Annotated in this window: 15 protein-coding genes; 10 read left to right on the forward strand and 5 right to left on the reverse strand. The window is 66.1% G+C overall.

Annotated features, from left to right (window positions below; translation table 11 throughout):
* Positions 1–13: 13 nt before the first annotated feature.
* The 4 genes from Q1L50_RS00510 to Q1L50_RS00525 form a co-directional block, all read right to left on the reverse strand.
* A complete protein-coding gene (locus tag Q1L50_RS00510; RefSeq protein WP_300335129.1) occupies positions 14–751 on the reverse strand; it encodes a BPSS1780 family membrane protein in 738 nt (245 codons plus the stop codon).
* 134 nt (positions 752–885) lie between these two features.
* Positions 886–2,169, reverse strand: a complete 1,284-nt coding sequence (locus Q1L50_RS00515; RefSeq protein WP_300335130.1) for a class I SAM-dependent methyltransferase — start codon at positions 2,167–2,169, stop codon at positions 886–888.
* Positions 2,170–2,200: 31 nt separating this feature from the next.
* Positions 2,201–3,166 carry a homoserine kinase gene (locus Q1L50_RS00520; protein ID WP_300335131.1) on the reverse strand — a complete coding sequence of 322 codons (966 nt, stop codon included), beginning with the start codon at positions 3,164–3,166 and terminating at the stop codon, positions 2,201–2,203.
* A gap of 77 nt (positions 3,167–3,243) precedes the next feature.
* Complete coding sequence (locus tag Q1L50_RS00525) at positions 3,244–3,585, reverse strand: DUF2782 domain-containing protein (protein ID WP_300335133.1); 342 nt, start codon at positions 3,583–3,585, stop codon at positions 3,244–3,246.
* Between the two features lie 283 nt (positions 3,586–3,868).
* Here Q1L50_RS00525 and polA point away from each other — a divergent pair, with 283 nt between their 5' ends.
* The 10 genes from polA to Q1L50_RS00575 all read left to right on the forward strand — a co-directional run bounded on the left by polA (position 3,869) and on the right by Q1L50_RS00575 (position 19,522).
* Positions 3,869–6,646 (forward strand): DNA polymerase I, encoded by a 2,778-nt coding sequence (gene polA, locus Q1L50_RS00530; protein ID WP_300335134.1) that lies wholly within the window; start codon positions 3,869–3,871, stop codon positions 6,644–6,646.
* A gap of 108 nt (positions 6,647–6,754) precedes the next feature.
* Positions 6,755–8,152 (forward strand): glutamate decarboxylase, encoded by a 1,398-nt coding sequence (locus Q1L50_RS00535; protein ID WP_300335136.1) that lies wholly within the window; start codon positions 6,755–6,757, stop codon positions 8,150–8,152.
* Between the two features lie 82 nt (positions 8,153–8,234).
* The gene (locus Q1L50_RS00540) at positions 8,235–8,915 is read left to right on the forward strand and encodes a glutathione S-transferase family protein (protein ID WP_300335149.1); all 681 of its coding nucleotides are present in this window, start codon (positions 8,235–8,237) and stop codon (positions 8,913–8,915) included.
* 231 nt (positions 8,916–9,146) lie between these two features.
* Positions 9,147–9,752, forward strand: a complete 606-nt coding sequence (locus tag Q1L50_RS00545) for a DUF2242 domain-containing protein (RefSeq protein WP_300335137.1) — start codon at positions 9,147–9,149, stop codon at positions 9,750–9,752.
* 257 nt (positions 9,753–10,009) lie between these two features.
* Complete coding sequence (locus Q1L50_RS00550) at positions 10,010–13,948, forward strand: transporter substrate-binding domain-containing protein (RefSeq protein WP_300335138.1); 3,939 nt, start codon at positions 10,010–10,012, stop codon at positions 13,946–13,948.
* A 179-nt stretch (positions 13,949–14,127) separates the two neighbouring features.
* Positions 14,128–15,312, forward strand: a complete 1,185-nt coding sequence (locus tag Q1L50_RS00555; protein WP_300335139.1) for an AI-2E family transporter — start codon at positions 14,128–14,130, stop codon at positions 15,310–15,312.
* 12 nt (positions 15,313–15,324) lie between these two features.
* Complete coding sequence (locus Q1L50_RS00560; RefSeq protein WP_300335141.1) at positions 15,325–16,884, forward strand: TolC family protein; 1,560 nt, start codon at positions 15,325–15,327, stop codon at positions 16,882–16,884.
* Positions 16,881–18,023, forward strand: coding sequence for an HlyD family secretion protein (locus Q1L50_RS00565; RefSeq protein ID WP_300335143.1), 1,143 nt, complete (start codon positions 16,881–16,883; stop codon positions 18,021–18,023). The genes Q1L50_RS00560 and Q1L50_RS00565 overlap by 4 nt, the downstream gene beginning before the upstream one ends.
* A gap of 10 nt (positions 18,024–18,033) precedes the next feature.
* Positions 18,034–19,062, forward strand: a complete 1,029-nt coding sequence (locus Q1L50_RS00570; RefSeq protein WP_300335144.1) for a DUF2955 domain-containing protein — start codon at positions 18,034–18,036, stop codon at positions 19,060–19,062.
* Positions 19,063–19,075: 13 nt separating this feature from the next.
* A complete protein-coding gene (locus Q1L50_RS00575; protein WP_300335145.1) occupies positions 19,076–19,522 on the forward strand; it encodes an ion channel in 447 nt (148 codons plus the stop codon).
* Between the two features lie 529 nt (positions 19,523–20,051).
* Here the strand turns inward: Q1L50_RS00575 and Q1L50_RS00580 are convergent.
* Positions 20,052–20,255: IS3 family transposase (locus tag Q1L50_RS00580; RefSeq protein WP_300335147.1), on the reverse strand; the 204-nt coding region annotated here is incomplete at its 5' end.

The raw sequence follows: 20,255 nt of genomic DNA on the forward strand, positions 1-20,255 counted from the left end.
GTGATCAGGGAGCTCAGGTGGCCAGGAAAATGTCTTGATAGGACGCGTACACGGAGCCGGCCAGGACCGGTCCGAGAACCAGGAACCCGAGTCCGACGGGCAGCGCAGCGAAGAAGCACAGGACCATCGCGAGCAGACCATAGACCAGGAATGGCACGCTGTTCTTGAGGCAGGCGTTGAAGCTGGCCTTCAGCGCGTCGACCGGCGGCATGCCGTTGAAAACGACCAGCGCCGGGGCGAACCAGATGGCCATCACCAGCGGCACTGACAGCAGCAGCGCGACAATGCCTGCGATGAGCATCGCGCCGACGGCGATCCCGGCGCCGACCGGCTCGTTGATCATCATGCCGCCGGCCATCCCGCCGCCAACCAGCAGGAGCACCATCAGGAATACCGCCAGCATGCCAAGCATGTAAAGCACGCCGAGCGTCACCAGGGCGCCGGTGCTGCGCTGGAAACCGGCGAAAAGATCGGTGATTTCCGGGGTCTGTCCGGCGCTGACTTTCTGGCAGGCCAGCAGCATGCCGGCAGCGAGCACCGGGGTCAGCAAGTGGGCGGCGAGTTGACCAATCAGCGGGACGATCGCCAGACCCAGGTAAATGACGACCAGGATCACCATCATCGCCATCCAGATGCCCGGACTGGCGATGAAGATGGCCCAGCCCTGCCTGAACCAGTTGAGGGCGCTGCCGGCCTCGACGCGGCGGCTGCTGCCCTTGAACTGTGGCGCGGGGATCGGGAAGGATTGCATGTCGATGCTCGTATGAGATCAGGTTAACGAATGCTAGCGGCCGGGAGCGGACGAAGCAAGGCGTGTGCGGCACGCGCCTGATGGCTGTCCCGGTCCGGAGGCCCATTCGACGGCCCTGGCGTCCACGCCCGGCGTCAGGTCCGGCGGCGCGTCAGTAGCATACGCTCGATCGCGTTGAGGATTTCGTAAAGTGCCGCAAAATCCTCGAACAGCGCGGCGTTGGTCGGCGGCGACTGGCGGAACTTCTCCTCGCCGCGGACCAGCGAAAAGACCTCGTCGAAGCTGCGTCGGCCGTCGATGTACTGGAGGATGAACTTGCCGTAGCGGCCGGTATCGACCTGGGCGTTGACACCGGTGTGGCTGTGTCGCAGGACAAAGGGGCTGCCGGCGTGGCGGTGGATGATCGCCGACAGTTCCGGTCCGGTAATCGGTTCGTGGCAGAAGAAGGGGACGCTCGCCGGGTCTCGGTAAGCGGCGACCCGGCTGCCGCGGGTGAGAAAGAAGGAATGCGTGACCAGCGTGCCGCCGAGCAATTCGGCGATCGCCTGCTGCTGTCGCAGCGGCATGCGGGCGACGGTCGCCAGGAAGGGCGCTGGCCGTGGCGCCAGGATCAGTTGCGGCAGGTACGGCGACCGACCGCGACCGACGTCGGAGAATTCAATGTGGAAACCGTGCTCGTCGTGCAGCCAGCAATAGAGCTGCTCGACGGTGTACGAGCGATCTTGCGAATGCAGCAGCAGATCGTAAATGCCGGCGTCGCCCCGCCGGTGGTCGAAGAACAGCTGCTCGCCGCGCGCGAACCAGTTTGTCGCCGGCAGCATCGACAACACCTGCCGCGCGTTGTCGAGGCGACCGGCGATGCTCTCGGTACGGCTGTTGATCTGGCGCAGCAGCTCCTGCATCTGGTACACGCCGGTCCGCCCGTAGGTGGCGTACACCATCATTCCGATCGCGCCGTCGGCGGCCAGAACCCGCGTCAGTGCGCGCAGGCCGGCGTCGGGATCGTCCAGGTGATGCAGCACACCCGAGCAGTTGATGTAGTCGAACTCGCCGAGACCAAGCTGCGGCAGTTCAAGCAGCGACGCCTGCAGCCAGTCGATGTTGTCCAGGCCACGGATTTCGGCGCGCCGGCGGGCGATGGCAATGCTCGCGGCGCTGAGATCACAATGAACAATCCGGGCGCTGGTCGCGCGCAGTTGTTCGGCGAGGTAGATCGTCCCGTCACCGGTGCCGCCGCCGGCGACGAGAACGCGGAAGCCGTCGCCAAAATCCCGGTCGCCGGCGAAGCAATAGTGGTTGATCATCGCCAGCGAATCGAGCCAGGTGGTCAGCAGGCGCCGGCGCTCGTCTTCCGGGTCGCGCGGCGGATACGGCAGCGCCTCATATTGCTCGCGGACTTCCGGCAGAAAATTTTCCATGTTTGTTCGCAGTCGTGCCAAGGCGGTACTGTTAGCTGCCACGACCGGCAGCGGTAAGCCAGGAGCCATGGCCATCGCTGGCAATGCGCGCCAGCAGGATCGCCCGGTAGGCGTCAGGATCGCGCCGCACAACCAGCTCGCCGGGCCGCGGCAGATGATGGTCCTGCAGGCGTGAAACCCAGAAACGCAGCGCGGCGGCGCGCAGCAGCGTCGGCCAGGCGGCGTGCTCGGCTGGCAGCAGCTGACGGCGGGCGTCGTAGGCGCTCAGCAGCGCCGCGCAGCGGCTGTCGTCAAGCGCTCCGTCGCGCGTGCTGCACCAGTCGTTGACGGTCACCGCCAGGTCGAACAGCAGGTCGTCGACGCCGGCAAAATAGAAGTCGAGCACGCCGCTGACGCGATCGCCCGAAAACAGCACGTTGTCACGAAACAGGTCGGCGTGAATCACCCCGCGCGGCAGGTCAGCGGGGCGACGCTGCTGCTGATGGCGAACTTCGCCGTGCAGCAGGCGGGCGTCGTCGTCGTCCAGGAAGGGTGCGATCTCCGCTGCCACGCGGCTGCACCACGCGGTATCGCGTTGGTGCTGCAGCGGCTCCGGCCACGACCGGGCAGCCAGATGCAAGCGCGCCAGCAGCTCGCCAATGGCCGCGCATTGCGCCGAGTTTGGTGACTCCTGGGAGCGGCCGGCCAGTCGGCTGACGATCACCGCCGGCTTGCCGCCAAGACAGGAGACCTGCTCGCAGTGACGGTTGGCGACCGGCGCCGGACAAGGCAGGCCGAGCCGCGCCAGATGGTCCATCAGTTGCACGTAGCGCGGCACCTGCGCAGGCGCCACCTGTTCGAAAACGGTCAACACGTAGTCGCCACGGGTGCTGCTCAGGAAAAAGTTGGAGTTCTGCACCCCTTCGCTGATGCCGGTCAGCTGCGTCACGGTGCCAAGATCGTAGGTCTCGAGCCAGGCGGCTGCCTGCTCTACGGTCAGCTGGGTGAATACCGACATGACGGTCCAGCCACGCCGTAAAGGCTGGGAAGAGCGGGCAGCAGGCGGGAGGCGATCGGCTGGCGTCGGTCAGCGTTTCAGAAAGTACCGATTACCCACATCGGCACGCTGAGGGTAGGCGATCCCATCGCGCTCTGCGTGAAGTTGCCGTCGCCTTCCCGGTCGATCAGGGTGTAGGGAACGCCGTGTTCGGGTGTCACCACGATCTTGTAGAGCTTGCCGTTGATCCGGTGCTCTTCGACCGTTTCGCCCTCGCGTTTCTTGATCGTTACCACCGGCTCCAGGCTTTCGTCGAACGGCGCCATCTCCGGCGGTGGTGGCGGGATCGCCGGCAGCGGTTGCAGATCGGTCCGGTTCTGAGCGAGCGCGGATGCGGCGGCGAGAGCGAGGACGGCCAGGATGGCGTGGATGAAGCGCATGGAGAGAGTTCCGGATGGTTGATCAAACGTTGAGCATCATCGGCCAAAGTCGCCTTTAGTACAAGATTCGGGCGCCGCTGCACGCGCGACCGGCTGCGCCGCCGCCCTCGCCGCTGCTCGGTCGCCGCCACGAAGTCTGCCATAATGCCAGCGAGTCCGATCGGGGCGCGCCAGCAGGCGAACGTCCTCGGCGGCGTGCACGACGGATCGTGATCGTTGTTCGGCGATGATCCGTGTTGATCTCGGGTCCATTCTTCTGTCCTTCTTGCCTGGCTGCCCGCCCATGTCCACCCTGCTGCTGGTCGACGGATCGTCCTACCTCTACCGCGCTTTTCACGCCATGCCCGACCTGCGGACGACGCGCGGTGAGCCGACCGGCGCGATTCACGGCGTGCTGAACATGCTGCGCCGCCTCGACAGCGACTACCAGGCGTCTGGAGTCGTGTACAAGGCCTGCGTTTTCGACGCCAAGGGCAAGACTTTCCGCGACGACTGGTACCCGCAATACAAGGCCAACCGTCTGCCGATGCCCGATGACATGCGCTGCCAGATCGAGCCGCTGCATACCGCCATTGCCGCCCTCGGGTGGCCACTGCTGAGCGTCGTCGGCGTCGAGGCCGACGACGTGATCGGCACCTTGGCACAGCAGGCGGTGGCACAAGGCGTCGACGTGGTGGTGTCGACCGGCGACAAGGATCTGGCGCAACTGGTCGGGCCGCAGGTGCAGCTGGTCAATACGATGAGCAACGAGGTGCTCGATGAAGCCGGCGTGGTCGCCAAGTTCGGCGTGCCGGCGGCGCGCATCGTCGATTACCTGGCGCTGGTCGGCGACACCGTCGACAACGTTCCCGGCGTTGACAAGGTCGGCGCCAAGACGGCGGTCAAGTGGCTGAGCGAGTACGGCTCGCTCGATGGCGTCATCGCCGGCGCAGCCGGGATCCGCGGCGTGGTTGGCCAAAACCTGCGCCGCGCGCTCGACTTCCTGCCGCTGGCGCGCCGGCTGGTGACCGTCCGCTGCGACCTCGATCTGCCGCTGGCGCTGGCCGACCTGGCGCCACGCCCGCTCGATCGCCAGCGTCTGATCGAGCTGTTTACCCATTACGAAATGCGCTCGTGGCTCAGCGAGGTGCAGGCCGAGCGACCGGCGAATGTCGCCAGCGAGGCCAGCACCCCGAGCGGTCCCGCGGCAACACCGGCCGCGGTCTCGCCGGGAACGCCCGATGGGTTTCCCGACGGCGCGCACCGCGCGGCTTACGAAACGATTCTTGACGAGGAGTCGTTCGACCGCTGGCTGGCGAAAATCGCGGCCAGTGCGCTGACCGCCGTCGACACCGAAACCACCAGCCTTGATCCTTTCGCCGCGCGTATCGTCGGCATCTCGCTGGCCGTTGCGGCGGGCGACGCCGCGTATCTGCCGCTTGCCCATCGCTACCCCGGTGGCCCGGAGCAGTTGCCAGGCGACGAAATCCTGGCGCGCCTGAAGCCGTGGCTGGAGTCGGCGCGGCACGCCAAGATCGGCCAGAACCTCAAGTACGACCAGCACGTCCTGGCCAACCACGGCATCGCGCTGGCTGGCGTCAGACACGACACCTTGCTGCAGTCCTACGTTCTCGAGTCGGGCAAGGACGGCGCGCGTGGCCACGATCTCGGCCGCCTGGCGATGCGCCACCTCGGACTGGCGACGATCCCCTACGAAGCGCTGTGCGGCAAGGGCGTCAAGCAGATCGGCTTTGCCCAGGTGGCGATCGAACAGGCCGCCGAATACGCCGCCGAGGACGCCGACCTGTGCCTGCGGCTGCACGACAAGCTCTATCCGCAGATCGTCGCCGACGCCGGTCTGGCGCGAGTCTACGAGACCATCGAAATGCCGGTGCGCGACATTTTGTTCCGGATGGAGCGCACTGGCGTGCTGATTGATTCCCGACTGCTCGCGCAGCAGAGCAACGAAATCGGCAAGCGCCTGCTCGAACTGGAGGCGCAGGCGCACGCCGCGGCCGGCCAGCCGTTCAACGTCAACTCGCCGAAGCAACTGGCCGAGATCCTGTTCGCAACGCTCGGCATGCCGGTCAAGAAGAAGACTCCCTCGGGAGCGCCATCGACCGACGAGGAGGTGCTCTCCGAGCTGGCGCTCGACTATCCGCTGGCCAAAATCCTGCTCGAATCGCGGCAGCTCGCCAAGTTGAAGGGGACCTACACCGACAAGCTGCCGAAAATGGTCAACCCGCGGACCGGCCGCGTGCACACCAGCTACGCGCAGGCGGTGGCGGTCACCGGTCGGCTGGCGTCCAGCGACCCCAACCTGCAGAACATCCCGGTGCGAACCGCCGAAGGGCGGCGCATCCGCGCGGCTTTTGTCGCACCGCCCGGCAGCACCATCGTTTCTGCGGATTACTCGCAAATCGAACTGCGGATCATGGCCCACCTGTCGGAGGATCCGCGCCTGCTCGAAGCCTTCGCGCAGGGCGAAGACGTGCACCGGGCGACGGCCGCCGAGATCTTCGGCGTGCCGCCAGGCGAAGTTGGTCCCGACCAGAGGCGCGTCGCCAAGGTCATCAATTTCGGGCTGATCTACGGCATGAGCGCCTTCGGTCTCGCCCGCCAGCTCGACCTCGAACGTGGTGCGGCGCAAGCCTACATCGACCGCTATTTCGCTCGTTACCCCGGCGTCGCCAGCTACATGGCGAGAACGCGCGAGATGGCCAAGAGCGAGGGTCATGTCGAAACCGTCTTCGGCCGTCGCCTGTGGCTTCCGGAAATCCGCTCCAGCCAGGCGGCGAATCGCCAGGGTGCCGAGCGTGCGGCGATCAACGCGCCGATGCAGGGCTCGGCCGCCGATCTGATCAAGACGGCAATGATCGCCGTGCAGGGCTGGCTTGACGCGGAGGCAGCAAACACGCGCCTGCTGATGCAGGTCCATGACGAACTGGTCCTCGAAGTACCGGACGACGAGCTGTCGCGCGTGCGCAGCGAGTTGCCGCGACTGATGTGCAAGGTGGCGGCGCTGCGAGTGCCGTTGCTGGTCGACATCGGCGTCGGCGCGAACTGGGACGAGGCGCACTGAGCCGCGACGATTGCCGTGCCGCCAGGACGAGTCGGGATGGCAGGCTGTGGCGACGTGTATTTCGTCCCTTCACCATCCTCTTCGTTGGCCCCTGAAAGGTAGGAAGCGATGCCCTTACACGCGAAAGACAGCGTACGCGAACGACTCGACGACGAGGTGTACGCCTCGGCCGATCTGGCGGTGAGCATGCCGAAGTACAAGTTCCCGCTGGCCGAGCACGATCCGCGGCATGCCTACTCGGTGGTTCATGACGAGCTGATGCTCGACGGCAACGCGCGCCAGAACCTGGCGACTTTCTGCCAGACCTGGGCCGAGCCCGAAGTCCACCGCTTGATGGACGAGTGCATGGACAAGAACATGGTGGACAAGGACGAGTACCCGCAGACCGCCGAAATCGAGGCGCGCTGCGTGCACATGCTCGCCGACCTCTGGAACTCGCCGGCAGCGGCGAACACCATCGGCTGCTCGACCAGCGGGTCGAGCGAGGCGGCGATGCTTGGCGGCATGGCCATGAAAAGGCGCTGGGAGGCCAGACGGAAGGCGGCCGGCAAGCCGATCGACCGGCCCAACCTGATCACTGGTCCGGTGCAGATTTGCTGGCACAAGTTTGCCCGTTACTGGGACATCGAGCTGCGCGAGATCCCGCTGGAGGATGGACGTTTCCTGATGACCCCCGCGGAGGTCATCAGGCGTTGCGACGACAACACCATCGGCGTCGTGCCGACGCTGGGGGTGACCTTCACCTGCCAGTACGAGCCGGTCAAGGCGGTGGCCGACGCGCTCGACGAGTTGCAGCGGGACAGCGGGCTGGACATCCCGATGCACGTCGACGGGGCCAGCGGCGGCTTCCTGGCGCCATTTTGCGCGCCTGAACTGGTCTGGGACTTCCGTATTCCGCGCGTCAAGTCGATCAATACCTCGGGCCACAAGTTCGGAATGTCGCCGCTTGGCGTCGGTTGGGTCATCTGGCGGGAAGTCGAAGACCTGCCCGAGGAATTGATCTTCTGGGTCAATTACCTCGGCGGCAACATGCGCGACATCGCCCTGAACTTCTCGCGGCCGGGTGGGCAGGTCGTTTGCCAGTACTACAACTTTCTGCGGCTCGGAAAAGAGGGTTACCGCAAGATTCACTCCGCCTGCTACCAGACCGCGGCTTTCCTCGCCGAGCGGATTGGCAAGCTCGGGCCCTTCGAAATCCTCTACGGCGGTGATCGTCACCAGGGAATCCCGGCCTTGTGCTGGAGGATCAGGGACGGCGTCGATCCGGGATTCACTCTCTACGATCTGGCCGACCGCCTGCGCAGTCGTGGCTGGCAGGTCCCCGCCTACTCGCTGCCGGCCAATTGCCAGGGTCTGGTGATCCAGCGCATTCTCGTTCGCCACGGTGTCAGCCGCGACCTCGGGGCGCTACTGGTCGAGGACATCCAGCGAGCGATCGACTTCCTCGCCAAACATCCGATTCCCGCGCCGCTGGGTGCCGCCGAGGCTTCCGGCTTCCGTCACTGAGCACGACACCGCTGGCGCAGAATGCTGGTGGCGCAAGTCGCAGCCAACCGCGCCCTGAAATGAAAGGTTCGTTCCCATGTCCATGCAGCTTTACATCGGCAACAAGAACTACTCGTCGTGGTCCATGCGCTCGTGGGTGCTGCTCAAGCAGGCGCAAATTACGTTTGACGAGGTGATGATTCGTCTTGACGAGTGCACGGCCGCTTCGAAATTCAAGATCGAGGTCGCGCGTCACAGCCCTGCCGGCCGGGTGCCGGTGCTGGTAGACGAGGGCTGGGCGGTATGGGACACGCTGGCGATTGCCGAGTACCTGGCCGAGAAGTTCCCGGAACGGCAGCTGTGGCCCGCCGACCGGCAGGCGCGCGCCCGCGCACGCAGCGTCTGCGCCGAGATGCACGCCGGCTTCGCCGCCCTGCGTAATCACCTTGGCATGAACATCGAGGCCTCGCTGCCCGAGGTGGGGCAGCGCATCTTGCGCGAGAATGCGCAGGTCAAAGGCGACGTCGACCGCCTGCTGCAGATGTGGAGCGAGTTGCTCGCGGCGCATGGCGGGCCGATGCTGTTCGGCAGGTTCAGCGTCGCCGACGCCTTCTTTGCACCGGTGGTCAAGCGTTTTGTCACCTACGCGGTGCCGCTCCCGCCGGTGATCGCCGCCTATGTCGATCGCGTGCAGGCGCTGCCAGCGGTGGTCGAGTGGACCACCGGCGCACTCGCCGAGAACGACTTTCTGGACTTCGAGGAGCCCTATCGGACGCGTTGCTGAGGCCGCCTCAGGCAGCGCCTCGGCCGCGGCCGTGGTCGCCAGCCGAGCGACCGGCGAAGTCCCGGTTCGGATCGCGCCTGGCGTTGGCCAGGCTGGTGGGCTGGCGAACAGCGCGCCGGCAGCCGGCCGATGGTCGGTCATCGACTGCAGGGCGCCATCCGGCAGGCCGGCATTTGACGACCGTTCACACGGCCACCTATACTTTCGGGGGTGTCAATGAATTCACGATCAATGGCTGTTCATCGGCTCCGCCAGCGTGCCCCCCGTGCTGGCGTGGTGCCTGGCCGGACCCTGGCGCTGGCGCTGCGTACCGGGCTGTCGGTGCTCAGCGTGATCTGTCTGCTGGCCGGCTGCGCCAGTGAGTCCGGTCGTGTCGCCGTCTACCAGAACGAGACTTTCGAGGCCAACGAGACCTTCTCGCGCCTTTTCGACGCCAGCGTCGAAGCGACCTGCGAGGCGGCGCGTCGTTCGCTGCTGAGCCAGGGCTACCGGCTGACGACCGAGCGGCCAGAGTTCATCAGTGCGACCAAGAGTTTCCAGCCCGAAGGCGAAGTGCATGTGCAGATCGTGTTCACGGTCGTCTGTGCGCCGGTCGGCACGGCGGGCAGGCTGGCGACCGCCTACGTCAGCGCGATCCAGGACCGCTACGCGCTCAAGAAGAGCCCGAACCCGGCCAGCGTCGGTGTCGCGGCACTCGGCTCGCTGTCGATCCCGCTGTCGTCGAGCGAGGATTCGCTGGTCAAGGTGGCCAGCGAAACCATCCCCGCCGGGCGCTTCTACGACCGTTTCTTTGCCCTGATGCAGATCAATCTGGCGGCGCCGGAGGCCCGGCCCTAGTCCCCGTTCCTGACCGGGACGTGGTGCCGGGGGCCGCTTGCGGTGGCCGATGAGCGGTGACCAGCCCAGCGCTTCGTCGCGCGCGACTGGGCGGCTTGGCTGCCGGGTACCCGCAAGCGGGGTGCGCGGTGGTTCCCGAGATCGAATTCCTGCCTTGGTGATCGCCGTGGGCGCTATCATCGTCTGGGGAAGCTCCCGGCGGTACACTGTCGAGCTTGCTCCCAGGCGTTTCGGCCGCAACGTGCGCGAGGCTCGCGATGCATGCTTTCTCCCCCAGTCTTGTTTCGCTGACCGTGCGGATCCTGCTCGGCATTCTGCTGTGCCTTGCCGGCGCGGCGTCGGCGAGCGAGCCAGCGACCGGGCTGGCACTGTCGCCCCAGCAAACAAGGTGGCTGAGCCGGCATCGGGTGATCCGGATGGGCTTCGATCCCCACTACGCGCCGTATTCGTTCGTCGATGCCCAGGGGCGCGTTCAGGGAGTGGCAGCGGACCTTGTCGCGCGGTTGGCCGTGCAGCTGGGCGTGCGCATCGAGGCGGTCACCGATCTGTCATGGCCGCAGCTGATGGCGGCAGTACAGGCGCACGAGATCGATGCGCTGGCGACCGTCGTGCGTTTGCCCGAGCGCGAGGCGTTTCTCGAGTTCGCCCGGATTTACATCCCGACGCCGCTGGTGATCATGACCCGCGACGACGCGCCGAAGTTGCTATCTGCGGCCGATCTGGCGCCGCTCAAGGTGGCGCTGGTCAAGGAATACTCGTCGTCGCAGCAGGTGATGGCGCGCTTCCCGTCGCTCAGGCCGCTCTTTGTGGCGACGCCGCTGGAGGGGCTGCAGGCGGTCGCCAGCGGTCTCGCCGACGCCTATGTCGGAGTGCTGGGGATCAACACCTACCAGGCGAGCCGCAACGGTATCAGCAACCTCAAGGTGAACGCCGCTTTCGAGATGCGCGACAACGGTCAGCGCATCGCCGTTCGCGGGGACTGGCCGGAGTTGGCGGCGCTTTTCGACCAGGCGCTGAACGTCCTTCCCGAGGCCGACAAGGCGGCGATCTTTGCCCGCTGGATTCCCGTCGGTGCACCGATCGACGCTTTTCATACGCCGCTGTCGGACGACGAGGCGACCTGGCTGGCGAGCCACAAGCGGCTCCGGGTCGGCGTCGCGCGGGCCCTGGAGCCCTTCAGTTTCATTGATCCCGGCGGTCGGCATGCCGGACTGGCGGCGGAGTATCTGCAGCGCCTGAGCGACCAGACCGGCGTCGAGTTGCAAGAGGTCGTGGCCGATAGCCTCGACGAGCTCGATGCGCTGCTGCGCGATGGGCGGGTGGACCTGGTGTCGGTCTCGGCGCGTGCAGCGGCCGACGAGATGCGTTTGACGACGCCCTTTCATCGGGCGTCGCTGATGGTTTTCGCGCTGGCCGGCGTGTCGCTTGGCGGTGAGCCGGCCGAGCTTGCCGGCCGCAGTGTCGGAGTGCTTGCCGGTGGTGTCGCGCAGGCGCGGCTCGGCGCCGAGACGACGCTGAGGATCGTGCCGTATCCCTCGGTCGCCGCAGCGCTGCTGGCGCTTGATCAGCGGCGGGTCGACCTGGTCGTCGCCGACGCGGCCAGTGCGTTCGGCGTTCTCGAGTCGCTCGGCTTGCCGAAGGTCCATGCCAATCCGCCGCTGGCCGGCATGGAGACGCCCCTGCGCTTCGGCGTGCGTGCCGACTGGCCCGAGCTGGCGGCAATCCTCGATCGCACCCTCGGCACCGTTGCGCCCGCGGAACGTTCGCTGATGCTGAGCAAATGGCTGCACGTGCCGTCGCCTGGCTTGCCGCAGGCCACGGTGTTCAAGTGGGCTGGCGGTGCGGCCGCGGTGGTGGTGCTGGCCTCGGGTTTGCTGCTGCTGTGGAACCGACAGCTGGCGCAGGAAGTGGTCCGGCGACAGCGGGGTCTGCGGGCCAGCGAGACACGGTTGCGCGTTGCCGAAGCTATTTCGCACGTCGGCAACTGGCAGTACGTGGTCGACCAGGACCAGCTCAGCTGGTCGGACCAGGTGTACCGGATCTTCGGCTTGCCAGCCGGCCAGCGAGTCTCCCTGGGTGGTGCTGAAGCGCGTGTGCATCCGGACGACCGCGAGACGTACGCGCGCTTCCTGAAGAAGCTGCTCGACAGCCGCCCGGACGAGGAGGTCGCGGGAATCGAATATCGCATTCTGCGGCCGGACGGCGTCGAGCGCCACGTCGCGGTCTGGCCGAGGGCCGAGCATGCACCGGACGGCCGGGCGACCCGCTTGTTCGGTACGGTGCAGGATGTGACCGAGCGCAAGGCCCGTGAGTCCGAATTGCTGCGCCTGCAGGTGATGCTGCACGCGCTGGTCGAAGGAGCGTCGGACTCGATCTTCGTCAAGGACAGATCCGGCCACTACCTGGTCGCCAATTCGGCGCTGGCGGCGCTGCTGCAGCGGCCGCTGGCGCAGATCATCGGGCGGACCGACTTCGATCTCTTCCCGCAACAGTTGGCCGAACGCTTTCGGCGCGATGACGCGCGGACGATGGCCAGCCGCAGGACCCAAGTGTACGACGAGCCGGTAATCGGCGCGGCCGGCGAATTCATCTACCAGACGACCAAGGGGCCACTGCTGATCGGCGACCGGGTCGAGGGCGTGTTCGGCATTGCCCGCGACATCAGCGAGCGCGAGCGGACCGAGGCCACCTTGCGCGAGCGCGAGGCGCGGCTCAACGAGGCGCAGGCGATCGCGCTGCTCGGCAGTTGGGAGATCGATCTGGCAAGCGGCGTCTGCGAGTGGTCGGCCGAAATGTTTCGCTTGACGGGTTTCGATCCCGCCCAGGCCCCGCCAAACGCCGAGCGCGCGATCGAGTGGGTGCACCCCGACGACCGCGCCGCGGTGCTGGCAATGCTGGCGGAGGCGACCGCGGGTGGCGCACCGGAACGCGTGCTGCTTCGTCGTCATCCGGAGCGCGGGCCGCTGGCGTACTTCGTCGGCGGCGTTCGGGCGATCCGGGACGTGCACGGGAAAGTGGTCCGGCTGAGCGGGACGATCCAGGACGTCACCGAGCAACGGCAGGTCACCGAAGCCCTGCGCGAGGCGCAGCAGCGACTGCAGCGCGCGCTGGACAATATTCCCGACGCCGTCGTCCTGTACGATCGCGCCTTGCGCATCCAGTACATCAATAATGCGACGACCGCGATTACCGGGCGCCTTCCCGGGGAGTTCGTCGGTTGCCGCGACGACCAGGTCTGGCCTGCCGAGGTGTGCGGCGCCTGGCTGCCGGCGCTCGAGGCGTGTCTCGCATCCGGGACCAACCAGCGGGTGGACGTCGAACTGCGGCTCGGGGATCGCGAGCCACGCAGTCTGAGCATTGTCTGCGTTCCTCTGCCGCAGGAAGATGGAACGGTGCGCGAGATTCTCGGGATCACCCATGATCTCACCGAGATCCGGCGCGCCGAGCGCAGGGTCCGCGAGCTCAACGTCGAGCTGGAGCGCCGGGTGGCCGAGCGGACGGCTGAACTTTCCCGCGCGCTCAAGGAACTGGAGACCTTCAGTTACTCCGTTTCGCACGACCTCAAGGCGCCGCTGCGCGGCATCGATGGCTATAGCCAGCTCCTGCTTGAGGACCACGCCGACCAGTTGAACGACGAAGGCCGGCAGTTTCTGAACAATGTGCGTCGCGGCGTCGAACAGATGAACCAGCTGATTGCCGACCTGCTGGCGTATTCGCGGATCGAGCGCCAGTCCCTGCAGACCCGGCCGGTCCAGCTGGTGGCGCTGCTCGACGAGGTGAGCGGCGAGCGCCACGACGACCCCGAAGCGGTGCAGCTTCAGATCCGCGTCGACCCGCCGGGTCTGGCGCCACGGGCCGACCCCGACGGGCTGCGCCTGGTGTTGCGCAATCTGCTCGATAACGCGATCAAGTTCTCGCTCGATGCCAGGCCGGCAGTGATCCGGATCAGCTGCACGCGGAACGGCAACGCGGTGGAGATCGAGATCGCCGACAATGGCATCGGCTTCGACATGCGTTTCCATAACCGCATCTTCGATATCTTCCAGCGGCTCCAGCGTGCCGAGGATTACCCCGGGACGGGGATCGGGCTGGCGATCGCGCGCAAGGCGCTCGACCGGATGGGTGGGTCCATCCGGGCGGAAAGCGAAGCCGGCAAGGGCGCGCGATTTCGTGTCACGCTGCCGGTCGCCAGCTGAGGGGTGCCGCGCGCGACCATCGGCAGCGTGGCCGTTATCATGACGAGAGTGGCTGACATGGCTGTTATCCAGCGCTGCCGGGGGGAATGAGAGCCATGCGGGCGGGCGCCGAAGCAGTGGCTTGAAGTCGAATCACGCGCATCCGGCGGATGCGGACACTTGGGGAAGGGAGCCGTATCATGAACAGGCCATATCAGCCAGACGGTCAGCTTGAGAAGCGCTTGGCCGACAAGCTGCTGGACGTTTTCATCCGGGCCGGCCTGATTCTAGCCCTGGTGATGTTGTGCTACCGGATTTTCTCGCCTTTCCTGGGCTTGATGATGTGGGCGCTGATCCTGGCGATCACCCTCTATCCGCTCCAGCAAAAGTTGGCCAGCCGCCTGGGTGGCAGGCAGGGCCGGGCGGCTACGCTGTTGGTCCTGGCCGGAATCGCCGTGATCGTCGTGCCGACCACCCTGCTGGCGAGCTCAATGGGCGATTCGATCCACGACCTGATTGCCAGCATGAAGAGCAATACCTTTCAGGTGCCGGCGCCTCCCGCGACCGTGGCCGACTGGCCGGTGGTCGGCAAGAGGCTCGATGCAATCTGGTCGTTGGCGCACAGCGATCTGCCGGCACTGATCCAGACCCTGCAGCCCAAGATCGGCACCTTGGCCAAACAGGCCTTGGCGATGGTCGCCAACATCGGCGGCGAACTGCTGCAGTTCCTGTTCTCGTTCATCATCGCCGGCGTGATCATGGCCTTCGGCGAATCGGGGGCGCGCAGTGCCCGGGCCATTTTCTGCCGTATTGCCGGCCCGCTGCGCGGTGAGGAATTCACCAATCTCTCGACCTCGACGGTTCGTGCCGTCGCCATGGGGGTTATCGGGGTGGCCTTCATCCAGGCGATCATCGTCGGTCTGGCCTTGCTGGTCGCCGGTATCCCGTGGGCCGGGGTGTTGTCTCTGGTCATGCTGTTGCTGGGCATCGCGCAAGTTCCCGCGCTGCTGGTGACCCTGCCGGCGATTGCCTATATGTGGACGGTGGGCGACTACGGCACGGTCGCCGCAGCGAGCTACAGTGCCTTGTTGGTCGTCGCCGGAATGGCCGACAACGTCCTGAAACCGCTGATGCTCGGTCGCGGGGTCGATGCGCCGATGCCGGTGGTGCTGCTCGGCGCACTCGGCGGCATGGCCGCCACCGGCATCCTGGGAATGTTTGTTGGCGCGACCCTGCTGGCGCTGGGCTACCAGATCTTCATGGGCTGGGTCGCAGCCAGCGACCAATTGGGTGGCGTCGCCGTCGGCGAAGGGTCGGCTGGGGTCGCCGCCGGTGACCGTTTGGGGCCGGAGCCGGCTCAAGACGATGCGCCACCCGCTGCCTGAGGCCACGCAGGGGTGTCGGTGAGTCGAACAGTCGCGCCTGCCCTGGCCGGGCTGCTCCTGCTCGGCGCCTGTACCACGGTGGGCCCCGACTTCAAGCGGCCGGCAACGCCTTCCTGGCTGGCGGACTGGTCAGGCGGGTCGCTCGCCTCGCTGGCCGCAGAGCAGCGCGAAAGTGAACAGTCGCAGGCAGCGAACGACGAGTGGTGGCGCTCATTCAACGATCCGGTGCTCGACCGCCTGATCGCCGAAGCGCAACGCCTGAACCCCGACGTGCGGACCGCCGGGATGCGCATTCTGGAGGCGCGCGCCAAGTTGGCGATTGCCGGTAGCACGCTCTACCCGCAGCTTCAGCAGCTTACGGGCGAAGCCTTGCGCGTTGGTCAGCGACAAGACGGGGGGCCGGATAGCACGTTCACGAGCTATGGGGCCGGACTCGGTATCGGCTGGGAGCTCGACTTCTGGGGCAAGTTCCGGCGCAGCATCGAAGCGGCAGATGCCGGCTATTTCGCCAGTATCGCGCAATACGATCAGCTGCAGGTGTTGATGGCCGCGCAGGTCGCCACGCTGTACTCTTCGATCCGCACCCTTGAGTTGCGCCTGCTGATCGCCCACGAGAACGCCGCCATACAGCAGCGCAGCCTGGAAATCACCGAGCGGCTTTTCAAGAGCGGCAATGACACCGAACTCGATGTGCAGCAGGCGCGCAGCCAGTACCTCGGCACCCTGGCGACCATTCCCCAGCTCGACGGCGCTCTGCGGCAGACCCGGAACGCCTTGAGCGTGTTGCTGGCCAGGGCCCCTGGGCCGCTGCCCGAAATGGCCGGCGGCAGGGACCAGATCCCGCAGGCCGATCTGGCGGTGATCGTCGACCTCCCCGCCAGTTTGCTGCGCCGTCGCCCGGACGTCAGGGCGGCGGAAATGCAACTCGCCGCTCAGTCGGCGCTGATCGGCGTCAGCCAGGCCGATCTCTATCCATCGATCTCCTTGCTGGGGTCGCTGGGCCTGTCGTCCACCTCGCTGGCGGGGTCGACCACCAGGCTCGACTGGGTTGTCGGGCCCAGTCTGGTGTGGAACGTTTTCGACCATGGCCGGCTGACCAACCAGGTGCTGGTGCAGGATGCGCGCTTCCAGCAGCTCTTCGAGCAGTATCAGGGGGTGGTCTTGCAGGCGGCCCGCGAGGTCGATGACGCGGCGGTCGGCTTTGCCAGCAGCAGGGCGCAGACGCCGCTGTTGACGCAAGCGGTGCAGGCGGCGCGGCGCTCGCTGGAGATCGCCAACACCCAGTACCGGGAAGGCTTGACCGACTTCCAGCGGGTGCTCGACTCGCAGCGAACGCTGTTCAGCCAACAGGAGCGCCGCGTCAGCAATCTCGGCGACGTGACGCAGAGCCTGATCGCTCTCTACAAGGCGATGGGTGGCGGCTGGCAACAGGGGCGCGGCCGTCCGGTGCTCGACGCCGACACGCGCGAAACGATGGGCGAGCGCAGTGCCTGGAAGGAAATGCTGCTGGAGCCGCTGCCGCCGCCGGAACGTTATCGACAACTGGATGAAGCCACAACGGGAGCGCCATGAGCCAGGAAGCCGTACAGCCGGACGAGGCGCCAGCTTCTGTCGTGCCCGAGCAGTCGACCGTGATGCCAGGCAAAGGAACGCGGATCGGGTCGATCGTGGTCCTGACCTTGATCGTTGGCAGTCTGCTCTGGTACTTTGCCGCCGATCGCCTGACCCCCTACACCTCGCAGGCCAGGGTGCAGGCCTTTGTCGTGCCGGTCGCCGCCGAGGTGGCGGGCAAGGTGCTGAAGGTGCATGTGCGTAACAACGAAGACGTGCAGCGCGGGACGCCGCTGTTCGACATCGATCCGGGCCAGTACCAGATCGCGCTGCAACGGGCGCGCTCGGACTACGAGTCGGTGCGCCGTTCGGTCAATGCGGCGGTGGCGGCGGTAGCGGCGGCGCGGGCGTCGTTGCAGGCGGCGCAGGCCAATCATCGCAAGGCCGACACCGATGCGACGAGGCAGGAGCATCTGTATGCGGAAGACCCGGGCGCGATCTCGGTGCGCCGCCTGGAGGGTGCGCAGGCGACCAGGGTGCAGGCGCGCAGTCAGGAAAAGGCCGCCGAGGCCGAGCTGACCCGGGCGCAGGAAGCCGCGGGCGAAAGCGGTGACGACAACGCGCAGCTGCGCAGCGCGCGCGCGGCAATCGAGAAGGCCGAACTCGACCTGCTGCGGACCCGGGTGCTTGCCCCGGCCAATGGTCGGGTGACCGACCTGCGTACCGACGTCGGCTATTTCGCCCAGGCGGGCGCGCCGGCGATGACCCTGATCGCCATGCACGACCTGTGGATCAGCGCCGAGATGACCGAGAACAACCTCGGCCACGTCGAGCGCGGCGATGCGGTGGCGATCGTCCTCGACTTCATGCCGGGCGAAGTGCTGCAGGGCCGGGTGCGCAGCGTCGGCAGCGGCGTCAGCTCGGGCCAGCCGGCACAGCCGGGGACGCTGCCGACGATCCAGAACAGCCGCGACTGGCTGCGCCAGGCACAGCGCTTTCCGGTGGCGGTCGAGTTCGACGCCTCGGAACTGGAGCGCCTGCCTAAGGTCCGGGTGGGTGGGCAGGCTGGCGTGCTCGTCTATACCGGTGAAAATCCGCTGATGAATGCACTCGGCGCCGCCTACATCCGGTTGATGAGCCTTCTTTCGTACCTCTACTGAGTCGCCAGGGATGGAGCAGGCCGACAAGGCGGTGTTGCGGCTGGCGATCGGACTGGCTCTGGCGGTTCTGGTCGCCTACGGTCTGGCATTGCCGATGCCCTTCGTGGCCTGTCTGCTGGCGGTGATGGTGCTGTGCAAGCCCGGGCCCCCAATCCCGATGTTCAAGGGCGCGGCGATCGCTCTGCTGCTCGCCGTGCTGGTGCTTGCCGGCGTGGTGATGGTGCCCCTGCTGGAGCATTACGCGCTGAGTGGCGTGCTCCTGACCGGTGCGGCGCTTTACGGACTGTTCTTCTTCGGCATCCGCACCGCCAACCCCTTGACCCTGATCCTGGTGGTTTCCTTCACCCTGATCCCGGTGGCTGGAGTGGCGGATCAGGCGCTGGTCTCGGTGCTCAGCGTCGCGGTGAGCGTGGGAGTTCTGTTGGGGATCGTGGTCAGCGGCGTTTCGCACGCCTTCTTTCCCGACCCGCCGGCGCCGCTTGGCGAGCGGCAGGGGCCGCCGACGATCAGCCGCGAGACGGCCGGCTGGATCGCTCTGCGGGCGACGGTGATCGTCGTGCCGGTGTTCGTGCTGGCCTTGAGCGACCCGTCGTCTTACCTGGCAGCGATCATGAAGACGGTGGCGCTGGGTCAGCAGGCAGGTTCCGCGAAAGCACGTTCAGCAGGGCGCGAATTGGTCGGGTCGACCTTGATGGGGGCGTGGATGGCGTTGCTGGTCTGGTTCGGCCTGTCGCTGTGGCCGAATCTGTGGATGTTGATGCTGTGGATGAGCGGCGCCGCCCTGTGGAGCGGAGCACGGATCTTTGGCCTCAAGGCCAGTGCCTTCCCGCCATCGTTCTGGAGCAATGCCCTGGTGACCCTGTTGGTCCTGCTCGGGCCGGCGATCGAAGACAGCGCCAGCGGCAAGGACGTCGTGCAAGCTTCCGCGGTCCGTGTCGTGCTGTACGTAGGCGTATCTCTGTACGCCTGGGCAACAGTCTGGGTGCTGGAACGTTGGCGCGCCTCGCGACCGCGAGCCTTGTTTTTCGAACGCAGCTGAACTCGGAGGGGGCATGACCTTCATGAATCTGGCAGTCGGGTTGCCGACGATGTTGCTTTGCCTGGTTCTTCAGGCATCGGTGACCTTCTGGAGCGTTCGGTACTATATGCGGCAGTCTGCTCGCCGACTGTCCAGGCAGGGGATTCTGGCTGGAGTCCGGCCGCTGCTGGTGGTGATGATCATCATGATGGCCGGCAACTTCACGCAGATGGCGGTCTGGGGAGCCATCTTCGTCGGTCTGGGAGAGTTCGATGAGTTCTACCAGGCGGTCTACCATTCGGCGGTGAATTTCACCTCGCTGGGTTATGGCGACGTCGTAATGAGCCAGCAGTGGAAGCTGCTGGGCCCCCTGGAGGCAGCCAACGGGGTGCTGATGTTCGGGATTACCAGCGCAGCGCTGATGGCCGTCCTGCAGCACCTGATCAAGGCGCATCTGACGGCCGGTGACGAACACCATTGAGCGGTGCATTGCCGAGGTGCCGCCTGGTCCCCTCCCGTCCCCAGCGCAGCGCAACGCGTCCTTCAAGCAAAGCGGCGGAGCCGGAACCAAACAGCTTACAAGGTGTGGTCGTAGCGAAAACGAGTGGTCGGAGGCGGCCATGACTGAAATGTTGGCGGATCGATATCGCGAACGGCTTGCGGGGATGACCAGCGTTCTTCACGCCAAGCCTATTCGGGTCCTTGACCACCATCGTGTTGCCGGACCACTGTGCGAGCGGATTCGTGCGGGCGGGCAAGCGGTTGCGGCCGCCCAAGGGGCGCGTCGATCATCCCGACCTGGTGCATGTCCTCTCCGCCATGGCTGCGTGCAAGGCGTACGAGCCCTGGCCCGACAAGCGCAGTCACCAGACTTTTCTGCGCCACACGTCGGGCAGGTGCCTGCCTAATCCCCAGACGTGCAAGGCCTGGAGCACGACCTTACCCGGTGCGCAAGACCACCTCGACCAGGTGTTCGCGATGATTGTCCACCAGAGGGATTTCTGTAGTGGTCAAGTAATTTCGGACACCGGGATAGGTTGTTTTTCTGCCATTTGATGTTCATAGACATTCGGCGGCAGGTAACCGAGTATCGAGTGCAGGCGGGTGCTGTTGTAGAAGCCGACGATGTAGTCGGTCACATCGCGAGTGGCCTCGGGATGGTTGGCATAGTTGTTCGGCCAGACGCGCTCCATCTTGAGATTCAGGAAGAAGCG

This window comes from Accumulibacter sp. (assembly GCF_029255145.1).
Lineage (GTDB): Bacteria > Pseudomonadota > Gammaproteobacteria > Burkholderiales > Rhodocyclaceae > Accumulibacter.